This window comes from Pantoea sp. GM_Pan_4 (assembly GCF_026541005.1).
Taxonomy (GTDB): Bacteria; Pseudomonadota; Gammaproteobacteria; order Enterobacterales; family Enterobacteriaceae; genus Pantoea; species Pantoea dispersa.
In genome coordinates, this window is the sequence record NZ_JALNUZ010000002.1 from 196,815 (window position 1) to 217,922 (window position 21,108).

The following is a 21,108-nucleotide window of genomic DNA, read 5'->3' on the forward strand; positions in this document are numbered from 1 at the left end:
ACAGGCTCTGAAGAGTGGTGCCCGGAGGCGGAATCGAACCACCGACACGGGGATTTTCAATCCCCTGCTCTACCGACTGAGCTATCCGGGCAACGGGGCGCATTAAACCCTAATGGCTCACAGCCGTCAACGGGTTTCGTAAAAAAAGCGTAGCAATCGTGACTGATTGCCTGCTTTTCAGGCAGGGTGAACAAAAAGCCTACGCCAGCGCGCCGTTTTGCCGGCACAGCGCGATGCTCAGCACATCTTCAGCCAGACGCCGCGCGGTAGCGACATCCTGCACGTTGCGCTTCACCAGCAGCTTACTCAGACAGCCTTCGAGGATCAGCTCCATCTGATCGGCCACCATGCTGGGGTTGTCCAGCGCCAGGTCGACGAGGATTTCATGGGTGAACTGCCAGGAACTGCGCTTCTGCTGTTCGGCGAGCTGGTGCACCGGCTGATCCGGCTGGGGATAGAAACTGCAGGCAGCAATAAACAGGCAGCCGGGAAAGCGGCCTTTACTGACGTGCTCTGCCAGCACGTCGTAACGCGCCAGCAGCTTTTGTGCCGCACTGAGGCGCTCATCCAGCTGCACCTGGCGGCGCCAGCTGTCGATCTGCTGGCCGTGAAAGCGCAGCGCGTCATACAGCAGGGCATCGCGATCGGGCCAGTAGCGCTCCAGCTGATCGCTGGCGAGGCCGCTTTCGCCAGCCAGCTGCTGCAGCGAGGTGGTCGCGGCAAGGCCGCTCTGTTCGAGCACATTCAGCGCATGCTCAAGGATCTGTTCGCGTTGCAAAAGACTCTCCTCCGGAATGCGGGCCCGGGCGCGTACGCCCGGACAGTGTCGTGCAACCAGTTTCGTTTAACGCGGCAGATTGTGCAAATGGGCGCGGAAATCCGCGGCGTTAAGGAAGCCGGTGACGCGTGAATCGGCAATCTCTTTGCCCTGCGCATCGAAGAACAGGATGGTCGGCAGGCCAAGCACCTGCAGATGCTGCAGCAGCGCGTTATCCTGCGCATTGTTGGCTGTTACGTTAGCCTGCAGCAGCTGCACGTTGCTCAGGGCGCTGCGCACGCCGTCATCGCTGAAGGTGTATTTTTCAAACTCTTTGCAGGCCACGCACCAGTCGGCATAGAGATCGACCATGGTGATACGGCCCTGCGCCTGCTGTAATGCGCTATCCAGCTGCTGGCTGTTGCTGATGCGCTGGAACGGCAGGTGCGCGACGCTTTGCGTACTGCTGCTGCCAAATGCCCAGTCCTGCAGCGGGCGCGCCACCACCAGCGCGGCCGCCAGCATGATGATCGGCAGCACGCGCGCTGTGCCGCGCGCGCTGAGACTCAGGCTGAACGCCCAGGCAAAAAATGCCACGCCGAGCAGACTCCACAGCCGCAGTCCCCAGATATCGCCCAGCACGCGCTCCAGCAGAAACACCGGCAGCGCCAAAATCACAAAGCCAAAACCCTCTTTTACGCTCTGCATCCACGGACCGCTTTTCGGCAGCAGCCGGTTGCCGAACATCGTTACAGCAATCAGCGGCAGTCCCATGCCGAAGGCGTACAGCCACAGCGTGCCGGCTCCGGCCCACAGATTACCGCTCTGCGCGATATACAGCAGGATGGCGCTGAGCGGCGCGGTGGTGCAGGGTGAGCAGATTAGCCCAGCCAGTGCGCCCATCATAAACACGCCCGCCAGCGACCCGCCTTGCTGACGGTTGCTCCATAGCGTCAGACGCGTCTGGAGGCTGGCAGGCAGCTGCAGCGTGAACAGGCCAAACATCGACAGCGCCAGCAGCACAAACAGCACGGAGAGGCCGATTAACACGTAAGGATGCTGCAGCGCAGCCTGGAAACGCAGCCCCGCCGCTGCCACCACCATACCGAGCAGGGTGTAAGTCAGCGCCATGCCCTGCACGTAAACCAGTGCGAGGGCGAACAGCCGGCCCAGCGAGTAGCGGCGCTGGCCACCAAGAATGATGCCGGAGATCAGCGGATACATCGGCAGCACGCACGGCGTAAAGGCCACGCCGATGCCAATCAGCAGCGCCCACAGCGGCGAAAACGGCAGCGGCGTGCGGTGAGCGGCCGGTGATGCCGCGATTACCGGCGCGGCGCTATCGGCAGCAATCGCCGTCAGCGGCACCGAGCGGGTCTCCGGCGGATAGCAGAAACCGGCCGCGGCGCAGCCCTGATAGGTCACGCTGAGCGTTGCACCGGCATCGGCCTGGCGCAGGGTGATCGGCAGCTGTACGTCCTGCGGATAGATTTCGCTCTTGCCGTAAAACTCATCTTCGTGCGGCTGGCCCGGCGGCAGCGTGACCGGCGCCAGCTGCGCGTGTTGCGCGCTGATGTGGAATTGCTGGCGATAGAGGTAATAGCCGTCCTTCACTTTCCAGCTCAGCGTCAGCTGATGGCCCTGCAGGCTGAAATCAAAGCCAAAGGCCTGATCGACCGGCACAAAGCGGTTGTTGGTGGTGGGCGAGAACAGGCTGGCCTGCGCCGACAGGCAAAACAGCAGCGCCAGGCACAGGCTTAGCAGGCGGGAAAATCGAGCAGCCATGACGAATTAATCAGCTCCAGTGGCGAATGAGCCGCGATAATAACACGGCCGCTGCGCCACGAGGTTTTCAGGATGTAACCACGACGCTACAGGATCAGGCTGCCGAACAGGAAGCCAAACGCCACCGAGAAGGTAATCGCCAGCACGCCGGGAATGATAAACGAGTGGTTGAACACGTATTTACCAATGCGGGTCGAGCCGGTGTCGTCCATCTCCACCGCGGCCAGCAGCGTCGGGTAGGTGGGCAGCACGAACAGCGCGGACACCGCGGCGAAGGAGGCGACCGCCGCCAGCGGCGACACGCCGAGCATCAGTGCGGCCGGCATCAGCGCTTTGGTGGTGGCCGCCTGCGAATAGAGCAACGTGGCAGCAAAGAACAGCACCAGCGCCAGCATCCACGGATAGCCCTGCAGCATGTCGCCGGCCAGCGTCTGGATGTCGCTGAGGTGCGCCTTGACAAAGGTATCGCCCAGCCAGGCGACGCCCATCACGCAGATACAGGCGCTCATGCCGGATTTAAACGTGCTGGCGCTGAGGATTTCACCGGTTTCCACTTTGCAGGTCAGGCAAATCAGCGTAGCAACCGTCAGCATAAACACCACAATGGCTTCGTTACGCGGCAGCACCGGATTGCTGATCAGGCCCACGCTGTCGCTGATTGCCGTCGCGTACAGCACCACCGCCGCAATACCGATCAGGAACAGCAGCACCGCGCGTCTGGCACCCGGCTTGATGTGATAAACCTGCTCACCGCGCAGCGTTACTTCACCTTTCGCCAGGCGCGCCTGATAGACGTCATCTTCTTTGAGCTCTTTGCCGAGGAAGTTGGTGATCACGGCGGCACAGAAAATGGCCAGCATGGTGGCAGGCAGCGCGACGCCGAGCAGCGCCAGATAACTGACGCCGCGCGGTTCAAGAATCGAGGCAAAAAATACCACCGCGGCCGAAAGCGGCGAGGCGGTGATGGCGATTTGCGACGCCACTACGGCTATCGACAGCGGGCGCGAAGGACGTACGCCTTGCTCTTTGGCCACTTCCGCAATCACCGGCAGAGTTGAAAAAGCGGTGTGCCCGGTACCCGCCAGCAGCGTCATCGCATAGGTCACCAGCGGCGCAAGGAAAGTGACATAGCGCGGATGGCGGCGCAGCAGGCGTTCCGCCAGCCCGACCAGATAATCCATGCCGCCAGCAACCTGCATCGCGGCGATGGCCGCAATCACCGCCATAATGATCTCGATGACATCGAACGGGATCGCGCCGGGTTTCATGCCGCAAACCAGCGTCAGCACCAGCACGCCTAAACCGCCGGCAAAGCCAATGCCGATGCCGCCGAGGCGCGCACCCAGCCAGATCGCCAGCAGGACGATGAGCAATTCCACCACTACCATAGTTTCACTCCCTGAAGTGCCGCCACACGCAGCCACTTTAGTTATAGACGTCAAAATAAAAAAGCACGCCGTATTGTATACAGGCGTGCTTCAGACGACTTGATCCGGAACGGATTACTGTTCGTTTTCGTCGGTGTAGCGTTTGGCTTTGTATTCCGGGTGCATCAGGTTCTGGATGGAGAAAATATCGTCCAGCTCGGCTTCGGTCAGCAGACCGCGTTCCAGCACCACTTCGCGTACGCTCTTACCGGTTTCAGCACAGATTTTCCCGACGATATCGCCGTTGTGATGGCCGATGTACGGGTTGAGGTAAGTGACGATACCGATGGAGTTGAACACGTAGGCTTCACAGACCGCTTTGTTGGCGGTGATGCCATTAACGCATTTTTCCAGCAGGTTGTAGCAGGCGTTGGTCAGGATGCTGATCGACTCAAACAGCGCCTGGCCAATCACCGGTTCCATCACGTTGAGCTGCAGCTGACCGGCTTCAGAAGCCATGGTCACCGTGGTGTCGTTGCCAATCACTTTAAAGCACACCTGATTGACCACTTCCGGTACCACCGGGTTAACTTTCGCAGGCATGATCGAAGAACCGGCCTGCAGTTCCGGCAGGTTGATTTCGTTCAGGCCGGCGCGCGGACCGGATGACAGCAGGCGCAGGTCGTTACAGATTTTCGACAGTTTCACCGCCAGGCGCTTCAGCGCTGAATGCACCATGACGTAAGCGCCGCAGTCTGAGGTGGCTTCAATCAGATCTTCGGCGGGCACCACCGGCAGGTTGCTGACTTCCGCCAGGCGCTGTACCGCCAGCTGCTGGTAGCCGTCCGGTGTGTTGAGGCGGGTGCCGATCGCCGTGGCGCCGAGGTTAACCTCCAGCAGCAGTTCGGCGGTACGCAGAATGCTGCGCGTCTCTTCGTTCAGCAGTACGTTGAACGCGTGGAACTCCTGACCGAGCGACATCGGCACCGCGTCCTGCAGCTGGGTGCGGCCCATCTTCAGGATGTTTTCAAACTCCACCGCTTTGCGCTGAAAACCTTCGCTCAGCTGGCCAATCGCGTCGAGCAGTTTGAGGATCGAGGCGTAAACCGCAATGCGGAAGCCGGTAGGATAAGCGTCGTTAGTGGACTGACACTTATTCACGTGATCGTTCGGGTTGAGGTACTGATATTCACCTTTCTGGTGACCCATCAGCTCCAGACCGATGTTAGCCAGCACCTCGTTGGTGTTCATGTTGACCGAGGTACCCGCGCCGCCCTGATAGACATCAACCGGGAACTGGTCCATGCACTTACCGTTGTTCAGCACTTCATCACAGGCCTGAATGATGGTGTTGGCGATGTGGCGGGGGATGGTTTGCAGCTCTTTGTTGGCGAGCGCGGCGGCTTTTTTCACCATCACCATGCCGCGAACAAACTCAGGGATGTCGCTGATTTTACTGTTACTGATATAGAAGTTCTCAATCGCACGCAGAGTATGAACACCGTAATAGGCATCTGCCGGAACTTCACGCATGCCTAACAGGTCTTCTTCGATACGAATGTTGTTCGCCATGATTACCTTCTTATTATTGCTGCTGTGTTACTGCCGGGCATCCGGAATGGATGGGCGGCGAATAACGTGCAGGTGAAGCAATTATATTGTCGTGGAATACCAGTGCCGACATTTTATCCATCTTCGGGCTGGCGAGCACGATCATATTCTGTCACTGCAGAAATGCTTGTGCACAGATCACTTTACGGACATTTGCTGGCCCAGCGGTAATAACGATATGTGATGTACTTCGCAATTTTAAGTCAGTGGCATAAATTTAACAGCGGCGGTTGAATTTCCCCGGCCGCGTGCCCATCTCATACGTTATGGTCATGCTGACCCTTCAATTTTGCTGCCCCGCACGCTGCGTGGCGGCGTGACTCACAGGAGATATCGGTGCGCTGGTTACCGTTAGTGATTTTTTTTGTTCTGGCCTGGATTGAGATCTCGATTTTCATCCAGGTGGCGCACGCGCTCGGCGTGCTGCTGACCATGCTGCTGGTGATTTTTACCTCGTGCATTGGTGTGTCACTGGTGAAAAACCAGGGCATGAAGAACTTTATGCTGATGCAGGAGAAGCTGGCGCGTAACGAGAGCCCGGCGGCGGAGATGATCAAAAGCGTGTCGCTGATCATCGCCGGTTTTCTGCTGCTGCTGCCGGGCTTCTTCACCGATTTCCTCGGCCTGCTGCTGTTGCTGCCGCCGGTGCAGAAACACCTGACGCTGAAGCTGATGCCGCACCTGCGCGTATGGCGCGGCCCGGGGCAGGGCCCGGACAGCGGCGTCACCATGGACGGCGAGTTTGAGCGCAAAGATCAGGATCGTATCGGTCACGATAAAGATCGCTGAATGTAAGCGGGGCGGCGTAAGCCGCCCTTTTTGCTGTCTTTTTCGTCATCTGTTACGCAAACGAAAATTTTTTATTTTTTTGCCCTTGAAAGCCCCTTTTCTGCCCCTATCTCTCTCTCCACGAGGCCGGAACCCTCAAGCCCGGCGTTCAACCCAAAAATGAATGATTGGACTTCTCAAAGGAGAGCTATCAAATGAAAATTCGTCCGTTGCACGATCGCGTTATCGTCAAGCGTAAAGAAGTTGAAGCCAAATCTGCTGGCGGTATCGTTCTGACCGGCTCTGCAGCAGGCAAATCAACCCGCGGTGAAGTACTGGCTGTTGGCAATGGCCGCATCCTGGAAAACGGCGACGTGAAGCCGCTGGACGTGAAAGTGGGTGATCTGGTGATTTTCAGCGAAGGCTACGGTGCCAAGACTGAGAAAATCGACAACGAAGAAGTTCTGATCATCTCTGAAAGCGACATTCTGGCGATTGTTGAAGCGTAATTTACGCGTAATTCACTGAACGAAACGAATTTAAGGGATATTTGAAATGGCAGCTAAAGACGTAAAATTCGGTAATGACGCACGCGTAAAAATGCTGCGTGGCGTGAACGTACTGGCAGATGCAGTAAAAGTTACCCTGGGCCCGAAAGGCCGTAACGTGGTTCTGGATAAATCTTTTGGTGCACCGACCATCACTAAAGATGGTGTTTCTGTGGCACGTGAAATCGAGCTGGAAGACAAGTTCGAGAACATGGGTGCGCAGATGGTGAAAGAAGTCGCTTCTAAAGCCAACGACGCAGCAGGCGACGGCACCACCACCGCTACCGTTCTGGCACAGGCTATCGTCAACGAAGGCCTGAAAGCCGTCGCGGCGGGCATGAACCCAATGGATCTGAAGCGCGGTATCGATAAAGCCGTTGCCGCAGCCGTTGAAGAGCTGAAAACCCTGTCTGTACCATGCCAGGATTCCCGCGCTATCGCGCAGGTAGGTACCATTTCTGCCAACTCCGATGAAAGCGTCGGTACCCTGATCGCTCAGGCGATGGACAAAGTGGGTAAAGAAGGCGTGATCACCGTTGAAGAAGGCACCGGTCTGCAGGACGAGCTGGACGTGGTTGAAGGTATGCAGTTCGACCGTGGCTACCTGTCTCCGTACTTCATCAACAAGCCAGAAACCGGTGCAGTGGAGCTGGAAAGCCCATTCATCCTGCTGGCTGACAAGAAAATCTCTAACATCCGCGAAATGCTGCCAGTGCTGGAAGCTGTGGCGAAAGCCGGCAAACCACTGCTGATCATCGCAGAAGACGTGGAAGGCGAAGCGCTGGCTACGCTGGTGGTCAACACCATGCGCGGTATCGTGAAAGTGGCTGCGGTGAAAGCACCGGGCTTCGGCGACCGTCGTAAAGCGATGCTGCAGGATATTGCTATCCTGACCGGCGGTACCGTGATCTCTGAAGAGATCGGTATGGAGCTGGAAAAAGCGACGCTGGAAGACCTGGGTCAGGCAAAACGTGTGGTGATCAACAAAGACACCACCACCATCATCGATGGTGTGGGCGATCAGGGCGCAATCTCTGGCCGCGTGACGCAGATCCGTCAGCAGATCGAAGAAGCGACGTCTGACTACGACAAAGAGAAACTGCAGGAGCGCGTTGCAAAACTGGCAGGCGGTGTAGCCGTACTGAAAGTAGGCGCAGCGACTGAAGTTGAAATGAAAGAGAAGAAAGCACGCGTTGAAGATGCCCTGCACGCTACCCGTGCTGCGGTTGAAGAAGGCGTGGTTGCCGGTGGTGGTGTTGCGCTGGTGCGTGTTGCGGCGAAAATCGCAGCATCTGGCCTGAAAGGTCAGAACGAAGACCAGAACGTCGGTATCAAGGTTGCTCTGCGTGCGATGGAAGCGCCACTGCGTCAGATCGTTTCTAACGCCGGTGAAGAGCCATCTGTGGTTGCTAACAACGTGAAAGCGGGCGACGGTAACTACGGTTACAACGCGCAGACCGAAGAGTACGGCAACATGATCGACTTCGGTATCCTGGATCCAACCAAAGTGACCCGTTCTGCGCTGCAGTACGCATCTTCTGTGGCCGGTCTGATGATCACCACCGAAGCGATGGTCACCGACCTGCCGAAAGGCGACGCACCTGACTTAGGTGCTGGCGCTGGCGGCATGGGTGGCATGGGCGGTATGGGCGGCATGATGTAATTGCCCTGAACGTCTGAGCTGTTGAGAAACCCCCGATCGGAAACGGTCGGGGGTTTTTCTTTTGCCGGCGAACAAGGTATAAGTAAGGGCACAATACTTCGGCTTTGCGGGTTTAGGGCAATGAATGTTCAGAAAAAATGTGCGCTTTTCTGCTACGCTGCCGCCCGACACTGATGATAATAAATGGGGATTATAATGCGGATTAACCTCTCGCTCGGACTGGCAGTCGGTACCTTACTGCTGGCGGGCTGTAGCACCTCCAACCAACTGAGTGCCGCCGGCGAACGTGTCACCTTTGTTGATCAACAGCCAGGCAGCCAATGTCAGCTGCTGGGCAATGTTACCGGCTCGCAGAGCAACTGGCTGACCGGCTCAGGCGGTGAAGGCAGTTCACTGCGCGGTGCGGCCAACGACCTGCGTAACCGCGCAGCGGAGATGGGCGGCAACGTAATTTATGGTGCCACCAGCCCGACGCAGAACCTGCTGTCTGCCTTTGCCCCGCTCGACAGCAAAATGTCGGGTCAGGTGTATAAGTGCCCGTAATGGCAGAGCAGCAATAAAAAAGCCGCGAGAGCGGCTTTTTTGTTTTTGAGTTCAGTCCCTGCGTGGTCGCCATCAATGGCTCCTGCGGTGATGGCGCCGACTGTAGGGTGCGCATTCATGCGCACCGGGCAGCTGGCAGGGAACGTCACTCCTGACGCAGCTGCAGATCCAGCGGCGTTTTGCTCGGCTCACCACCAATTTCCCGCGCCAGCTTCGGCACCATATAGCCCGATACCATGGTCAGCAGTTGCCGCACCAGCGCCCGCGCCTGTTCATCCGGCACAAAGAAGTGCGCCGCACCCTGCACCTTATCCAGCACATGTAAATAGTAGGGCAGGATGCCAGCATCAAACAGCGCATTGCTGAGCTGTGCGAGGATCTGCGCATCGTCATTAACGCCGCGCAGCAGCACGCTCTGGTTCAGCAGGATGACGCCGGCGCGTTTAAGCCTCTGCATGCGTTCGCGCAGCGCCTCGTCAATCTCCTGCGCGTGGTTGATGTGGCTGACCAGCAGCACCTGCAGACGCGTATCCGCCAGCAGCTGGCATAGCCCTTCGGTAATGCGCGCCGGGATCACTACCGGCAGCCGGCTGTGAATGCGCAGGCGTTTCAGGTGCGGAATGTTTTCCAGCGCGCCAATCAGCCACGCCAGCTCCTGATCTTTCGCCATCAGCGGATCGCCGCCGGAGAAGATGATCTCGTCCAGCTCGGGATGGGCGGCAATGTAATCAATCGCCGCCTGCCAGTTGCGCTTGTTGCCCTGATTATCCTGATAGGGGAAATGCCGGCGGAAGCAGTAGCGACAGTTCACCGCGCAGCCGCCCTTGACCAGCAGTAGCGCGCGGTTTCTATACTTATGCAGTAAGCCCGGCACCACGCTGCTCTGCTCATCGAGCGGATCGGTGCTGTAGCCTGGCGCATCGGTAAACTCCTGACGGCTGGTCAGCACCTGCAGCAGCAGCGGGTCCTGCGCATTGCCGCGCTGCATGCGCTGAATAAAGGCGCGCGGTACGCGCAGGGCGAACAGACGGCGTGCTTCGCTCCCGGCTGCCAGATCTGCGTGGTTTTCGAGGGCTAAAAGTTGCAGTAATTCAGCAGGATCGGTGACAACATCAGCAAGTTGCTGCAACCAATCTTCTCTGACGGGGGGATTTAGGGTTACAATGTGTGCCATTTTTTTGGCTATTACCAGTTAATATCTACAGAGGGCCTTTATGGCGACTTATCTTAGCAACGATTTTCGTGCCGGTCTTAAAATCATGTTCGAAGGCGAACCGTATGCCATCGAATCCAGTGAATTCGTTAAGCCGGGTAAAGGCCAGGCGTTTGCACGTGTTAAAATGCGTCGTCTGCTGACCGGTTCACGCGTTGAGAAAACCTTCAAGTCTACCGACTCCGCCGAAGGCGCAGACGTGCGTGACATGACGCTGCAGTACTCCTACAACGACGGTGACTTCTTCTACTTCATGCACCCGGAAACCTTCGAACAGTATCAGGTTGAAGCCAAGGTACTGGACGACGTGACCAAATGGCTGCAGGACAACGCCGAGTGTATCGTAACCCTGTGGAACGATAAACCGATCGCCGTTCAGCCACCGAACTTCATCGAAGCTGAAATCACCGAAACTGACCCAGGTCTGAAAGGTGATACTGCCGGTACCGGCGGCAAGCCAGCGACGCTGTCTACCGGCGCCGTGATCAAAGTGCCACTGTTCGTACAGATTGGCGAAGTGGTAAAAGTAGACACCCGCTCTGGCGAATACGTTTCCCGCGTAAAATAATCGTCAAATCAGGCGCATCATCGATGCGCCTTTTTTTATTTCCGCGCTCATCCCCGCACCGCGTCTTTTTTCAGCAGCTTAACCGCCATCATGGCGTATCCGGTCTATGCTTTAAAAGCTGTACTTTTACTGCAACCAACAAGGATATGGCTATGTTAAAGAAAAGTATTGTCGCGATTTTCTCGGTACTGGTGCTTTCCTCGCTGCTTTCAGCCTGTAACACCACGCGTGGTGTAGGCGAAGATGTTGAAGCGGGCGGTCAGGCAATTCAGCGCAGCGCGCAGTAACTAAAACCGGTGCGAAACCTGCTTTCGTACCGGCTTTCTCTTCCTCCAGTTGTCCTGCCAGCACCTGTGATTTCTGAAACTGCCTGCCGCGACGGCGGTGCCGTTGTTTGCCGTCAGCAATACGGGTAGACTTCCTCCCCTTGTCTGTATAAGGAGTCATCACCATGAGCGAAACGGCAAGCTGGAAGCCGAGCGCACCCATTGCCAATTTGTTGAAACGCGCCGCCATCCTGGCGGAAATCCGGCGTTTCTTTGCCGATCGCGGCGTACTGGAAGTGGATACGCCTGCCATGAGCCAGGCGACGATCACCGACATCCATCTGGTGCCATTCCAGACGCGCTTCGTCGGACCTGGCGCGGCAGACGGGCGCGATTTGTGGCTGATGACCAGTCCGGAATATCACATGAAGCGCCTGCTGGCGGCGGGCAGCGGCCCGATTTATCAGATGGGGCGCTGCTTCCGTAATGAAGAGGCCGGGCGCCACCATAATCCAGAATTCACCATGCTGGAGTGGTATCGGCCGCACTACGACATGTATCGGCTGATGAACGAAGTCGACGACCTGCTGCAGCAGGTGCTGGAGTGCGACAGCGCCGAATCGCTATCGTATCAGCAGGCGTTTATCCGTCATCTGGAGATCGATCCGCTGTCGGCGGACAAGGCGCAGCTGCGCGAAGCGGCGGAAAAGCTGGGTGAGGGCGAGCTGGCGAATCGCGAAGACGATCGCGACACGCTGCTGCAGCTGCTGTTTATGCTGGGCGTGGAACCGAAAATTGGTCTCGATAAGCCGTGCTTCGTCTATCACTTCCCGGCCAGTCAGGCGGCGCTGGCGGAGATCAGTACCGAAGATCACCGCGTGGCAGAGCGTTTTGAGGTCTATTACAAAGGCGTGGAGCTGGCCAACGGTTTCCGCGAACTGACCGACAGCCGTGAACAGCGTCAGCGCTTTGAGCAGGATAATCGTCGTCGCGCCGCGCGCGGTTTGCCACAGCATCCGATTGATACTTACCTGCTGGATGCGCTGGCGCACGGCATGCCGGCCTGTTCCGGCGTGGCGCTGGGCGTCGATCGCCTGATTATGCTGGCGCTGAAGGCCGATGCGCTCAGTGAGGTGATCGCTTTCCCGGTCGATCGCAGCTAGTTACGCCGTGGTTCTGCACACCCGGCCGCGGCTCAGCGATGGCGCTGTCCGCGGCCGGGTGCGTTTACGGCGAGGTATTATTGGCCGCTTCCGGAAACTCCTGGATGGTAACCGGCAGCGTCATCTTCTGCTCATTGCGCAGCACCTGCACATCAATCACCGATCCCGGGCGGATTTCCGCCACCTGGTCCATGGTCTCCTGCGCGGACAGCGCCGGCTTACCGTTTACCTGCAGCAGGACATCATTGGCCTGAATGCCGGCGCGATCCGCCGGACCGCCCGGCGTCACTTCGCTGACAATAATGCCCTGCACCCGATCAAGGTTGCTGCCCTGACCGTGCAGCGGCGGCAGCTCGCGCCCGGTAATACCGATATAACCGCGGATCACCCGGCCATCGCGAATCAGCTTATCCATAATTTTGGTCGCCAGCGCGGTCGGAATGGCAAAACCAATGCCTTCCGGGGTTTCGCCGTCGTTGCTTTTGTCGAAGGTCAGCGTGTTGATGCCCATCAGTTCGCCCAGTGAGTTAATCAGCGCGCCGCCGGAGTTCCCCTGGTTGATCGAGGCATCGGTTTGCAGGAAGTTCTGCCGACCGGAGGAGCTCAGACCGATGCGACCGGTGGCGCTGATGATGCCCTGGGTGACCGTCTGGCCGAGGTTGTACGGATTGCCAATCGCCATCACCACATCACCAATATGCGCGACACGTTTGGCGTTGATCGGGATTACCGGCAGATTAGAGGCGCTGATTTTTAACACCGCCAGATCGGTCATGGCGTCGGAGCCCACCAGCGTCGCTTCAAAAAAGCGTCCGTCCTGCAGCGCGACGATAATCTGGTCAGCGTTATTGATGACATGTTTGTTGGTGAGGATGTAGCCTTTCGCGTTCATGATGACGCCGGAACCGAGCGTGGTAATGCCGCGATTATTGTTGCCGTGCGCGCTGCGGTTATAGACGTTGACCACCGCCGGCACAGCACGGCGCACGCCCTGATTGAAACTGAAGGGCGCTTCATCGGCGCTGCTGTCGTGATCAAAGGTGACGTTGCTGCCCATTCGCAGCGCCGGGATCGCGACAAGCAGTAAACCTGCCACGATCAGGCCCATCACCACAGAACGTAAAAGTTTAAGAAACATGGTGTTATTTCAGGCAAGAGTTGATCGCAGGGCAGAATAGCACGAGAAGGGCGGACAAACACCTGCTTGTCCGCCCGTTGCGAGGATTATCGCAGAAGCAGGTAAATACTCTCGTCGCCGCGCACCACGTTCAGCGCCAGTACCGGCGGTTTGCCCTCCAGCACTTTGCGCATCTCGGCGAGGCTTTGCACCCGCGTACGGTTAACGCCGACAATCACATCGTCTTTCTGCAGGCCAACCTGTTCTGCCGGCGTGCCTTTTTCGATGGTATCGACTTTGACTCCTTTATCGCCGGCTTTGGTATTGCCGTCACTGAGCGTGGCGCCCTGCAGCGCTGGCGACATCAGCTGGGCGCTGGCGGTGCTCTGCGCGCTCTGTTCCAGCGTTACGGTCACCGTCAGCGGTTTGCCATCGCGCAGCAGACCGATTTTCACCTGCTGGCCTGGCGGCGTGGTGCCGACTTTCACCCGCAGCTCGGCAAAGCTGGTAATTGGCTTATCGTTAATGGCGGTAATGATGTCGCCCGCTTTGATGCCCGCCTGTTCCGCCGCCGACTTTGGCAGCACTTCAGAGACAAATGCTCCGCGCTGCGCATCGACGTTAAATGCTTTCGCGATATCGGCGGTCATTTCTGTCCCTTTGATCCCGAGCTGACCGCGCTTCACTTCGCCGAACTGAATCAGCTGCTGCGCCAGGTTCATCGCCATGTTGCTGGGGATAGCAAAGCCAATACCAATGTTGCCGCCGCTCGACGCCAGAATGGCGGTGTTAATGCCGATCAGCTCGCCGTTGAGGTTCACCAGCGCGCCGCCAGAGTTACCACGGTTGATGGCGGCATCGGTCTGAATAAAGTTCTCCAGCCCTTCCAGATTCAGCCCGCTGCGGCCCAGCGCCGAGATAATGCCGGACGTCGCCGTCTGGCCGAGGCCGAATGGGTTGCCGATCGCCACGGCGAAATCACCCACTTTCAGCGCGTCAGAATCAGCAATTTTCACCTGCGTGAGGTTTTTTGCGCCTTCTACCTGAATCAGCGCGATGTCGGTTTGCTCGTCATGACCAATCAGCTTTGCGTCATATTCGTTGCCATCACTCAGCTGCACGCTGATTTTATCCGCACCGTTTACCACGTGATTGTTGGTCAGAATGTAGCCTTTAGCTGCGTCGATGATGACGCCGGAACCCAGTCCTTCAAACGGCTGTGGCTGAGACTGCCCGGGTGCCTGGCCAAAGAAGCGCTTCAGCGGCTCGGGAATATCCTGGCCCTGCTGACCGCTGTCGGTGCCCTCGACATGCACGCTGACCACCGCCGGCAGCACTTTTTCCAGCATCGGTGCCAGGCTTGGCAGTGCTTGTCCCTGAATCTGTGCCGGCAACGTGGCCATGGCACCCGGCGTCGCCGCCAGACTCATCCCAATGCTCAAGGCTAATGCGCTTAACAGTCGTGCTGGTTTTTTCATTGCTATGACGCTCTCGCTGCGAAAAGGGGGATAAAAGAAGTGTGACAGTTATTGGTAATAAGCGTTCGGAAAACAAAAAGGGCACAGCCATGCTGTGCCCCAAAAGGATTAACTGCGGGTGGTGCGTTCGCCGCTGCGCAGCAGGCCCGATGCGCCTTCAGAGTAGTCGCGCGGGATCTGCACCGGCGCCTGGTCGTTATCGGCCTCGGCTTCCGTCAGCTGGTAAGCAAACGGGTTTTTCTCGCCCGGCAGATTTGGCAGCAGGTCATTCGATCCTTTCGCCATGTGCTGATACAGCTGGCGATAGTCGCGCGCCATGTTGTCCAGCAACTCTGCGCTGCGCGCAAAGTGGTTGGTGAGCTCTTCGCGGTAATCCGCCAGCTCCGCTTTGGATTTTTCCAGTTCGTACTGCATGCTGCGCTGCTCACGCAGCTTTTTGTTGCCAAAACGCATCGCTACCGCGCCGACAATAATGCCAATCACTAAACCAATCAGCCCGTATTCCCAGGTCATAATGACTCCCGTGTAATTTCCGTTGCTTCGTAGGGCATTGCTTCTGTTTCAACTTCAATAGTAGCCACTATACCCGTTAATCCATCGGAAGTGGAATCCTCGGGCTGTATCGCTTAGTGTAGAGCGGCCTAATTTTCGACAACCGACACGTGAATCGGACTTTTTCAGGGATTCTGAGAGAACCATGCAAACCTCATCTCCGCTTGCGCGCTATGAGCAGGCGCTGTCGCAGGGCGAGTTTCGTCCGGACGATGTACAACGTGACGCCATCACCCGTTTAGATCGCATCCAGCAAGGCCTGATTGCCCGCCAGCAGCCGCCGCAGCCAGCGTCTAAAGGGCTGTTTGGCCGCTTATCAAAGCTGATGAATAAAGCACCGGAGAGCCATGAGGCGCCGGTGCGTGGCCTGTATATGTGGGGCGGCGTCGGGCGCGGTAAAACCTGGGTCATGGATCTGTTTTTTCAGTCTATTCCTGGCGATCGCAAACTGCGTCTGCATTTCCATCGCTTCATGCTGCGCGTGCACGAAGAGTTAACGCAGCTGCAGGGCCACAGCGACCCGCTGCTGATTGTCGCTGACCGTTTCAAAGCGGAAACCGATATTCTCTGTTTCGACGAGTTTTTTGTCTCCGACATTACCGACGCAATGCTGCTTGGTACCCTGATGGAAGCGCTGTTTGCCCGCGGCATTACGCTGGTGGCGACCTCCAACATTCCGCCGGATGAGCTGTACCGCAACGGCCTGCAGCGGGCGCGTTTTCTGCCGGCTATCGAGCAGATCAAGCGCCACTGCGATGTGATGAATGTCGATGCCGGCATTGATTATCGCCTGCGCACCCTGACATCGGCCCATCTGTGGAATTTCCCGCTTAACGACGCGACGCACGCGGAGATGGAGCGCATGTTCAGCGCGCTGTCCGGTAAACCGCGCGGCGACGCGCCGGTGCTGGAGATTAACCATCGCCAGTTGCCGACGCTCGGCGTTCACGAAGGCGTACTGGCCATCAACTTCCTCGCGTTGTGCGGTGAAGGGCGCAGCCAGCACGATTACATCGAGCTGTCGCGCCGCTTCCACAGCGTGCTGCTGTACGATGTGCCGGTGATGATTTACAAAACGGAAGACCAGGCGCGGCGGTTCCTCGCGCTGGTGGATGAGTTCTACGAGCGCCACGTCAAGCTGGTGGTGGCGGCAGAAACCTCGCTGTTTGAAATCTATCAGGGCACGCGGCTGAAATTCGAATATCAGCGCTGTCTGTCGCGCCTGCAGGAGATGCAGAGCGAGGAGTATCTTCGCCTGCCGCACCTGCCCTGAGGGGCAAACAGAAATCACCGCTTCGGGCGCAAAAAGAGTCGATCTTTAGATTCGACTTCTCTATAATCTTGCGACCCCACGTTACAGCACAGGCTTTCTTTTCCCGGAAAACTGTGTGATCCGGTAACTCTACCTGAGGGGGTGGGCTTGCTGGGCGAATTGGTCGTGTGAGCCTCAATCGTTAACTTAGCGTTTGGGATTTCACCAACGTGTAACTTTTATTTGGGTAAGCTTTTCAATGAAAACTTTTACAGCTAAACCAGAAACCGTACAGCGTGACTGGTATGTTGTTGACGCAACTGGCAAAACCCTGGGTCGCCTGGCGACTGAACTGGCGCGCCGTCTGCGTGGTAAGCACAAAGCGGAATACACTCCGCACGTTGATACCGGTGATTACATCATCGTTCTGAACGCTGACAAAGTTGCTGTAACCGGCAACAAGCGTAACGACAAGATTTACTATCACCACACTGGCCACATCGGTGGTATCAAGCAAGCGACCTTTGCAGAGATGATCGAACGCCGTCCTGAGCGTGTGATTGAAATCGCGGTTAAAGGCATGCTGCCAAAAGGCCCACTGGGTCGTGCTATGTACCGTAAACTGAAAGTTTACGCAGGTAACGAGCACAACCACGCGGCGCAGCAACCGCAAGTTCTTGACATTTAATCGGGATTATAGGCAATGGCTGAAACTCAAAACTACGGCACTGGTCGCCGCAAAAGCTCTGCCGCTCGCGTCTTTATCAAGCCGGGTAGCGGTAACATCGTAATTAACCAGCGCTCTCTGGAGCAGTACTTCGGTCGTGAGACTGCACGCATGGTCGTGCGTCAGCCGCTGGAGCTGGTTGATATGGTTGGTAAACTGGACCTGTACATCACCGTTAAAGGTGGTGGTATTTCTGGTCAGGCTGGTGCGATCCGTCACGGTATCACCCGCGCTCTGATGGAATACGACGAGTCTCTGCGTTCTGAACTGCGTAAAGCGGGCTTCGTTACCCGTGACGCGCGTCAGGTTGAACGTAAGAAAGTCGGTCTGCGTAAAGCACGCCGTCGTCCACAGTTCTCCAAGCGTTAATTGCTGGCTGCTTCGGCAGTTACAATTGGCTCAAAAAACCCGCTTCGGCGGGTTTTTTATTGCCTGAATCGCGGCTTTTTCAGCGCAAAAACGCGAGCTTTACCCGCATTTTGCCCGCAAATGATTATCCCCGCCCCACAAGCTGCTTAAAATCTGGTAAACTGACTGACACTTTGCGCCCGCGAGTCGCGGCGTTGTGCATACTGCTCCTGTCGGGACGACCGGACAATGCCCGTAACGCCCGGCTGTGTGCGAATCTGATGAGCAGGTGAGTCGCCGCGTGGTTGGCTATTCGCAGTATTTTTTTGTGAACAAACTTGGAGGTTTTCATGGCTGTCGCTGCCAACAAACGTTCGGTAATGACGCTGTTTTCTGGTCCGACTGACATTTTCAGCCATCAGGTACGTATCGTGCTGGCTGAGAAGGGCGTCAGCGTGGAGATCGAGCAGGTTGAAACGGATAATCTGCCGCAGGATCTGATTGACCTCAACCCGTATCGCACTGTGCCAACGCTGGTCGACCGTGAACTGACGCTGTATGAATCCCGCATCATCATGGAATACCTTGATGAGCGTTTCCCGCATCCGCCACTGATGCCGGTTTATCCGGTCGCGCGCGGTGAAAGCCGTCTGATGATGCACCGCATTGAGCAGGACTGGTACAGCCTGATGCGTACCATTGAAACCAGCAGCGGTGCCGAAGCCGATGCCGCGCGCAAGCAACTGCGCGAAGAGCTGCTGGCCATTGCGCCGCTGTTCTCACGTACGCCGTTCTTTATGAGCGAAGAGTTCAGCCTGGTTGACTGCTATCTGGCGCCGCTGTTGTGGCGTCTGCCGCAGCTGGGTGTGGATCTGGCTGGCGCAGGTTCGAAAGAGCTGAAAGGCTACATGACGCGCGTATTTGAACGTGACTCCTTCCTCGCTTCTTTGACGGAAGCCGAACGTGAAATGCGCCTGCAAGCCCGGGGCTAATCTATGGAAATGTCGCAACTTACTGCCCGCCGTCCCTATCTGCTGCGGGCCTTTTATGAATGGCTGCTCGACAACCAGCTGACGCCGCATCTGGTGGTGGATATCAATCTGCCTGGCGTACAGGTGCCGCTGGAGTACGCTCGTGACGGACAGATTGTCCTGAACATCGCACCGCGCGCGGTGGGTAACCTTGAGCTTGCCAACGATCAGGTGCGCTTCAATGCGCGTTTCGGCGGCGTGCCGCGCCAGGTATCCGTGCCGATGGCTGCGGTGCTGGCGATTTACGCGCGCGAAAACGGCGCCGGCACCATGTTCGAACCGGAGCCTGCTTATGAGCTGTCCGGCGACGAGCAGGAAGGCGGCCAGGAAGAGACGCTGATGTCGGTGATTGATGGTGACCGTCCGGACGATGCGACGGATGACGACTCTTCACCGGATGATGAACCGCCGCCGCGCGGTGGACGTCCTTCACTGCGCGTAGTGAAGTAAATCGCGGAAAATAAAAAACGGGCTGATTAGCCCGTTTTTTTTATGCCTGTGTCGCGGCGCGGCTTAGCGCGCAGCAGACCAAAGGAAGCGTAGCGCTCCCTTTGTACCGATCTTAATAAACGTCGCGCAGATAACGCTTATCTTTCTTCAGCTGATCGATATAGGCTGCGGCACGCTCGCTGGAAAGACCACCGAACTGACGCACCACTTCATACAGCGCGGCGTCGACGTCCTTCGCCATGCGTGAGGCATCGCCACAGACGTAGAAGTAGGCGCCTTCCTGCAGCCAGGCGTACAGCTCAGCGCCTTTCTCCAGCATGCGGTTCTGCACGTAAATCTTCTCTTCCTGATCGCGGGAGAAGGCCAGGTCGAGATGCGTCAGCAGACCGCTCTGCTGCCAGCCCGCCAGCTCATCCGCGTAAATGTAATCATGTTCCTGATGCTGGTCGCCAAAGAACAGCCAGTTTTTACCTTCAGCACCGGTCGCCTGGCGCTCCTGCAGGAAGGCGCGGAACGGCGCGATGCCGGTACCCGGACCGACCATGATCAGCGGGGCGTTATTGTTCGCCGGCACGCGGAACGCTTTGTTCGGCGAAATAAAGATCGCCGGCTTCTCTCCGCGACGCACGCGTTCAGCCAGATAGGTTGAGCACACGCCTTTACGCTCGCGGCCACCGCTGTGATAGCGCACGGAAGCGATGGTCAGATGCACCTGGTTAGGGTGCGCCTTCGAGCTGGACGAAATGGAGTAAGCACGGTGCTGCAGCGGACGCAGCATCGCCACCAGCTCCGGCACCGACAGGCTGCGCTTCAGCTCGAGCTGCAGCAGATCCAGCGTATCTTTGCCCCACAGCCAGTTGGCCAGCGTGTCTTTATCGTCGTGCTGCAGGACGTGCAGCAGCTCCTGGTTGGTGGTGTGCTGTCCGACCCACTCAATCAGCTTGCGCGACGGCTCAGAAATCTCAAACTGATAGGTCAGCAGATCGCCGAGGTTACGGTCAAAGCCCGGCACCGGGGTTTCGTAGTCGGCTTTCAGCTCGCTCAGCAGCAGGCTCACCAGCCCGGCATCGTTCACCGGGATCACGCCCAGCGCATCACCGGCTTCGTATTTCAGGCCGCTGTCGCTCAGGTCAAATTCGAAGTGACGGATATCTTTGGCGGACTGCTCGCCGGACAGACGCTTATTAGTCACCAGCGCCGCCGCGTACGGGTTTTGCTTGTTGCTGCCCGGGATCACCGGCGCTTCCGGCGCGCTCTCCAGCACCGTGCCGCTGCTGCCCGCGCTGGCGGCAAACTGTGGCATGGCACTGCCAATCCACTCGCTGGAAGGCTCTTCGTAATCGATGTCGCAGTCGATGCGATCCACTACGCGTTTCGCCCCCAACTGCTCCAGGCGCATATCAATGAACTTACCGGCCTGGCAGAAACCGTCGTAGCCGGTATCGCCGATTGCCAGCACGGCAAAGTGCATCTGCTCCAGACGCGGCGCGGTGCTGGCTGAGATGGCCTGCCAGAACAGCTGTGCGTTGTCTGGCATTTCGCCTTCGCCGTAGGTGGAGGTGACGATCAGTACATGACGCATGGTGGCGAACACATCCAGATCCACTTCACCCAGCGCCTGCACTACCGGCACCAGGCCTTTAGCGCGCGCCGCTTTGGCTGCGGTCTGCGCCAGCGCTTCGGCGTTACCGGTCTGGGAGCCAAACAGAATATGCAGCTGGGTGGTGGCACTGGCGCCCGCTGCCGGTGCGGTCTGCTTGTCTTCTAATACCAGCAGGCGCGAGTGGAGACCGGCGAGAAACCCCGCCAGCCAGTATTTCTGTTCGCCGTTAAACGGCGCGTCTTCAGGAATGTAAGGAATCTTCATGGATATCAGTACTCAAACCGTTTTATCGTCATCA

At 57.6% G+C, this 21,108-nt stretch carries 21 protein-coding genes and 1 tRNA gene; 12 read left to right on the forward strand and 10 right to left on the reverse strand.

From position 1 onward, the window contains the following. Positions 1-15: 15 nt before the first annotated feature. The 5 genes from OXR61_RS06925 to aspA form a co-directional block, all read right to left on the reverse strand. Positions 16-91: transfer RNA gene (locus tag OXR61_RS06925), tRNA-Phe, on the reverse strand. Between the two features lie 108 nt (positions 92-199). Then, the gene (locus tag OXR61_RS06930; protein ID WP_021507771.1) at positions 200-778 is read right to left on the reverse strand and encodes a transcriptional regulator; all 579 of its coding nucleotides are present in this window, start codon (positions 776-778) and stop codon (positions 200-202) included. Between the two features lie 66 nt (positions 779-844). Next, positions 845-2,542, reverse strand: a complete 1,698-nt coding sequence (locus OXR61_RS06935) for a protein-disulfide reductase DsbD (RefSeq protein ID WP_021507770.1) — start codon at positions 2,540-2,542, stop codon at positions 845-847. A gap of 86 nt (positions 2,543-2,628) precedes the next feature. Beyond that, entirely contained in the window at positions 2,629-3,930 is a 1,302-nt protein-coding gene (locus OXR61_RS06940) for an anaerobic C4-dicarboxylate transporter (protein ID WP_021507769.1), read from the reverse strand. Positions 3,931-4,044: 114 nt separating this feature from the next. Further along, the gene (aspA, locus tag OXR61_RS06945; protein ID WP_021507768.1) at positions 4,045-5,481 is read right to left on the reverse strand and encodes an aspartate ammonia-lyase; all 1,437 of its coding nucleotides are present in this window, start codon (positions 5,479-5,481) and stop codon (positions 4,045-4,047) included. 375 nt (positions 5,482-5,856) lie between these two features. On the opposite strand from aspA, the gene OXR61_RS06950 reads away from it, so the two are divergent. The 4 genes from OXR61_RS06950 (at position 5,857) to OXR61_RS06965 (ending at position 9,042) form a co-directional block, all read left to right on the forward strand. Further along, the gene (locus OXR61_RS06950) at positions 5,857-6,309 is read left to right on the forward strand and encodes an FxsA family protein (RefSeq protein WP_021507767.1); all 453 of its coding nucleotides are present in this window, start codon (positions 5,857-5,859) and stop codon (positions 6,307-6,309) included. Positions 6,310-6,503: 194 nt separating this feature from the next. Then, positions 6,504-6,797: a co-chaperone GroES gene (locus tag OXR61_RS06955; RefSeq protein WP_021507766.1), complete on the forward strand. Its 294-nt coding sequence runs from the start codon at positions 6,504-6,506 to the stop codon at positions 6,795-6,797. Positions 6,798-6,843: 46 nt separating this feature from the next. Further along, entirely contained in the window at positions 6,844-8,499 is a 1,656-nt protein-coding gene (gene groL, locus OXR61_RS06960; RefSeq protein WP_021507765.1) for a chaperonin GroEL, read from the forward strand. A 195-nt stretch (positions 8,500-8,694) separates the two neighbouring features. After that, entirely contained in the window at positions 8,695-9,042 is a 348-nt protein-coding gene (locus OXR61_RS06965; protein WP_021507764.1) for a DUF4156 domain-containing protein, read from the forward strand. 145 nt (positions 9,043-9,187) lie between these two features. On the opposite strand, the gene epmB is transcribed toward OXR61_RS06965, so the two are convergent. Continuing rightward, complete coding sequence (epmB, locus tag OXR61_RS06970) at positions 9,188-10,216, reverse strand: EF-P beta-lysylation protein EpmB (protein WP_031279746.1); 1,029 nt, start codon at positions 10,214-10,216, stop codon at positions 9,188-9,190. 40 nt (positions 10,217-10,256) lie between these two features. Between epmB and efp the strand changes: the two genes are divergently transcribed. The 3 genes from efp to epmA all read left to right on the forward strand — a co-directional run bounded on the left by efp (position 10,257) and on the right by epmA (position 12,252). Then, entirely contained in the window at positions 10,257-10,823 is a 567-nt protein-coding gene (gene efp / locus OXR61_RS06975) for an elongation factor P (protein WP_021507762.1), read from the forward strand. A gap of 152 nt (positions 10,824-10,975) precedes the next feature. Then, a complete protein-coding gene (locus tag OXR61_RS06980; protein ID WP_031279745.1) occupies positions 10,976-11,110 on the forward strand; it encodes an entericidin A/B family lipoprotein in 135 nt (44 codons plus the stop codon). Between the two features lie 164 nt (positions 11,111-11,274). Then, complete coding sequence (gene epmA, locus OXR61_RS06985) at positions 11,275-12,252, forward strand: elongation factor P--(R)-beta-lysine ligase (RefSeq protein ID WP_267411554.1); 978 nt, start codon at positions 11,275-11,277, stop codon at positions 12,250-12,252. 64 nt (positions 12,253-12,316) lie between these two features. Here epmA and degS read toward each other — a convergent pair whose 3' ends face one another. From degS to zapG, 3 genes are all read right to left on the reverse strand, one after another. Beyond that, a complete protein-coding gene (gene degS, locus OXR61_RS06990) occupies positions 12,317-13,390 on the reverse strand; it encodes an outer membrane-stress sensor serine endopeptidase DegS (RefSeq protein ID WP_021507759.1) in 1,074 nt (357 codons plus the stop codon). Between the two features lie 86 nt (positions 13,391-13,476). Then, complete coding sequence (degQ, locus tag OXR61_RS06995; protein ID WP_031279744.1) at positions 13,477-14,847, reverse strand: serine endoprotease DegQ; 1,371 nt, start codon at positions 14,845-14,847, stop codon at positions 13,477-13,479. A 108-nt stretch (positions 14,848-14,955) separates the two neighbouring features. Then, positions 14,956-15,360 carry a Z-ring associated protein ZapG gene (gene zapG, locus OXR61_RS07000; RefSeq protein WP_021507757.1) on the reverse strand — a complete coding sequence of 135 codons (405 nt, stop codon included), beginning with the start codon at positions 15,358-15,360 and terminating at the stop codon, positions 14,956-14,958. 184 nt (positions 15,361-15,544) lie between these two features. On the opposite strand from zapG, the gene zapE reads away from it, so the two are divergent. The 5 genes from zapE to sspB all read left to right on the forward strand — a co-directional run bounded on the left by zapE (position 15,545) and on the right by sspB (position 19,207). Further along, positions 15,545-16,672 carry a cell division protein ZapE gene (zapE, locus tag OXR61_RS07005; RefSeq protein ID WP_021507756.1) on the forward strand — a complete coding sequence of 376 codons (1,128 nt, stop codon included), beginning with the start codon at positions 15,545-15,547 and terminating at the stop codon, positions 16,670-16,672. Positions 16,673-16,910: 238 nt separating this feature from the next. Then, complete coding sequence (rplM, locus tag OXR61_RS07010; RefSeq protein ID WP_021507755.1) at positions 16,911-17,339, forward strand: 50S ribosomal protein L13; 429 nt, start codon at positions 16,911-16,913, stop codon at positions 17,337-17,339. 15 nt (positions 17,340-17,354) lie between these two features. Then, positions 17,355-17,747, forward strand: coding sequence for a 30S ribosomal protein S9 (gene rpsI, locus OXR61_RS07015; RefSeq protein WP_021507754.1), 393 nt, complete (start codon positions 17,355-17,357; stop codon positions 17,745-17,747). A gap of 329 nt (positions 17,748-18,076) precedes the next feature. Next, entirely contained in the window at positions 18,077-18,718 is a 642-nt protein-coding gene (gene sspA, locus OXR61_RS07020; protein ID WP_021507753.1) for a stringent starvation protein SspA, read from the forward strand. Positions 18,719-18,721: 3 nt separating this feature from the next. After that, on the forward strand, positions 18,722-19,207 hold the full coding sequence (gene sspB, locus OXR61_RS07025) for a ClpXP protease specificity-enhancing factor (protein ID WP_021507752.1): 486 nt from the start codon (positions 18,722-18,724) through the stop codon (positions 19,205-19,207). Between the two features lie 112 nt (positions 19,208-19,319). On the opposite strand, the gene OXR61_RS07030 is transcribed toward sspB, so the two are convergent. Further along, positions 19,320-21,074: a sulfite reductase subunit alpha gene (locus OXR61_RS07030; RefSeq protein WP_021507751.1), complete on the reverse strand. Its 1,755-nt coding sequence runs from the start codon at positions 21,072-21,074 to the stop codon at positions 19,320-19,322. Between the last annotated feature and the right edge of the window lie 34 nt (positions 21,075-21,108).

What these genes read in the sequence shown, in the direction of transcription:
- degQ (WP_031279744.1), bottom strand. Translation starts at nt 14,847, where the DNA reads ATGAAAAAACCAGCACGACTGTTAAGCGCATTAGCCTTGAGCATTGGG.
- groL (WP_021507765.1), top strand. Translation starts at nt 6,844, where the DNA reads ATGGCAGCTAAAGACGTAAAATTCGGTAATGACGCACGCGTAAAAATG.
- OXR61_RS07030 (WP_021507751.1), bottom strand. Translation starts at nt 21,074, where the DNA reads ATGAAGATTCCTTACATTCCTGAAGACGCGCCGTTTAACGGCGAACAG.
- OXR61_RS06955 (WP_021507766.1), top strand. Translation starts at nt 6,504, where the DNA reads ATGAAAATTCGTCCGTTGCACGATCGCGTTATCGTCAAGCGTAAAGAA.
- zapG (WP_021507757.1), bottom strand. Translation starts at nt 15,360, where the DNA reads ATGACCTGGGAATACGGGCTGATTGGTTTAGTGATTGGCATTATTGTC.
- sspB (WP_021507752.1), top strand. Translation starts at nt 18,722, where the DNA reads ATGGAAATGTCGCAACTTACTGCCCGCCGTCCCTATCTGCTGCGGGCC.
- rplM (WP_021507755.1), top strand. Translation starts at nt 16,911, where the DNA reads ATGAAAACTTTTACAGCTAAACCAGAAACCGTACAGCGTGACTGGTAT.
- OXR61_RS06980 (WP_031279745.1), top strand. Translation starts at nt 10,976, where the DNA reads ATGTTAAAGAAAAGTATTGTCGCGATTTTCTCGGTACTGGTGCTTTCC.
- rpsI (WP_021507754.1), top strand. Translation starts at nt 17,355, where the DNA reads ATGGCTGAAACTCAAAACTACGGCACTGGTCGCCGCAAAAGCTCTGCC.
- epmA (WP_267411554.1), top strand. Translation starts at nt 11,275, where the DNA reads ATGAGCGAAACGGCAAGCTGGAAGCCGAGCGCACCCATTGCCAATTTG.
- epmB (WP_031279746.1), bottom strand. Translation starts at nt 10,216, where the DNA reads ATGGCACACATTGTAACCCTAAATCCCCCCGTCAGAGAAGATTGGTTG.
- efp (WP_021507762.1), top strand. Translation starts at nt 10,257, where the DNA reads ATGGCGACTTATCTTAGCAACGATTTTCGTGCCGGTCTTAAAATCATG.
- aspA (WP_021507768.1), bottom strand. Translation starts at nt 5,481, where the DNA reads ATGGCGAACAACATTCGTATCGAAGAAGACCTGTTAGGCATGCGTGAA.
- OXR61_RS06935 (WP_021507770.1), bottom strand. Translation starts at nt 2,542, where the DNA reads ATGGCTGCTCGATTTTCCCGCCTGCTAAGCCTGTGCCTGGCGCTGCTG.
- sspA (WP_021507753.1), top strand. Translation starts at nt 18,077, where the DNA reads ATGGCTGTCGCTGCCAACAAACGTTCGGTAATGACGCTGTTTTCTGGT.
- zapE (WP_021507756.1), top strand. Translation starts at nt 15,545, where the DNA reads ATGCAAACCTCATCTCCGCTTGCGCGCTATGAGCAGGCGCTGTCGCAG.
- OXR61_RS06965 (WP_021507764.1), top strand. Translation starts at nt 8,695, where the DNA reads ATGCGGATTAACCTCTCGCTCGGACTGGCAGTCGGTACCTTACTGCTG.
- OXR61_RS06940 (WP_021507769.1), bottom strand. Translation starts at nt 3,930, where the DNA reads ATGGTAGTGGTGGAATTGCTCATCGTCCTGCTGGCGATCTGGCTGGGT.
- degS (WP_021507759.1), bottom strand. Translation starts at nt 13,390, where the DNA reads ATGTTTCTTAAACTTTTACGTTCTGTGGTGATGGGCCTGATCGTGGCA.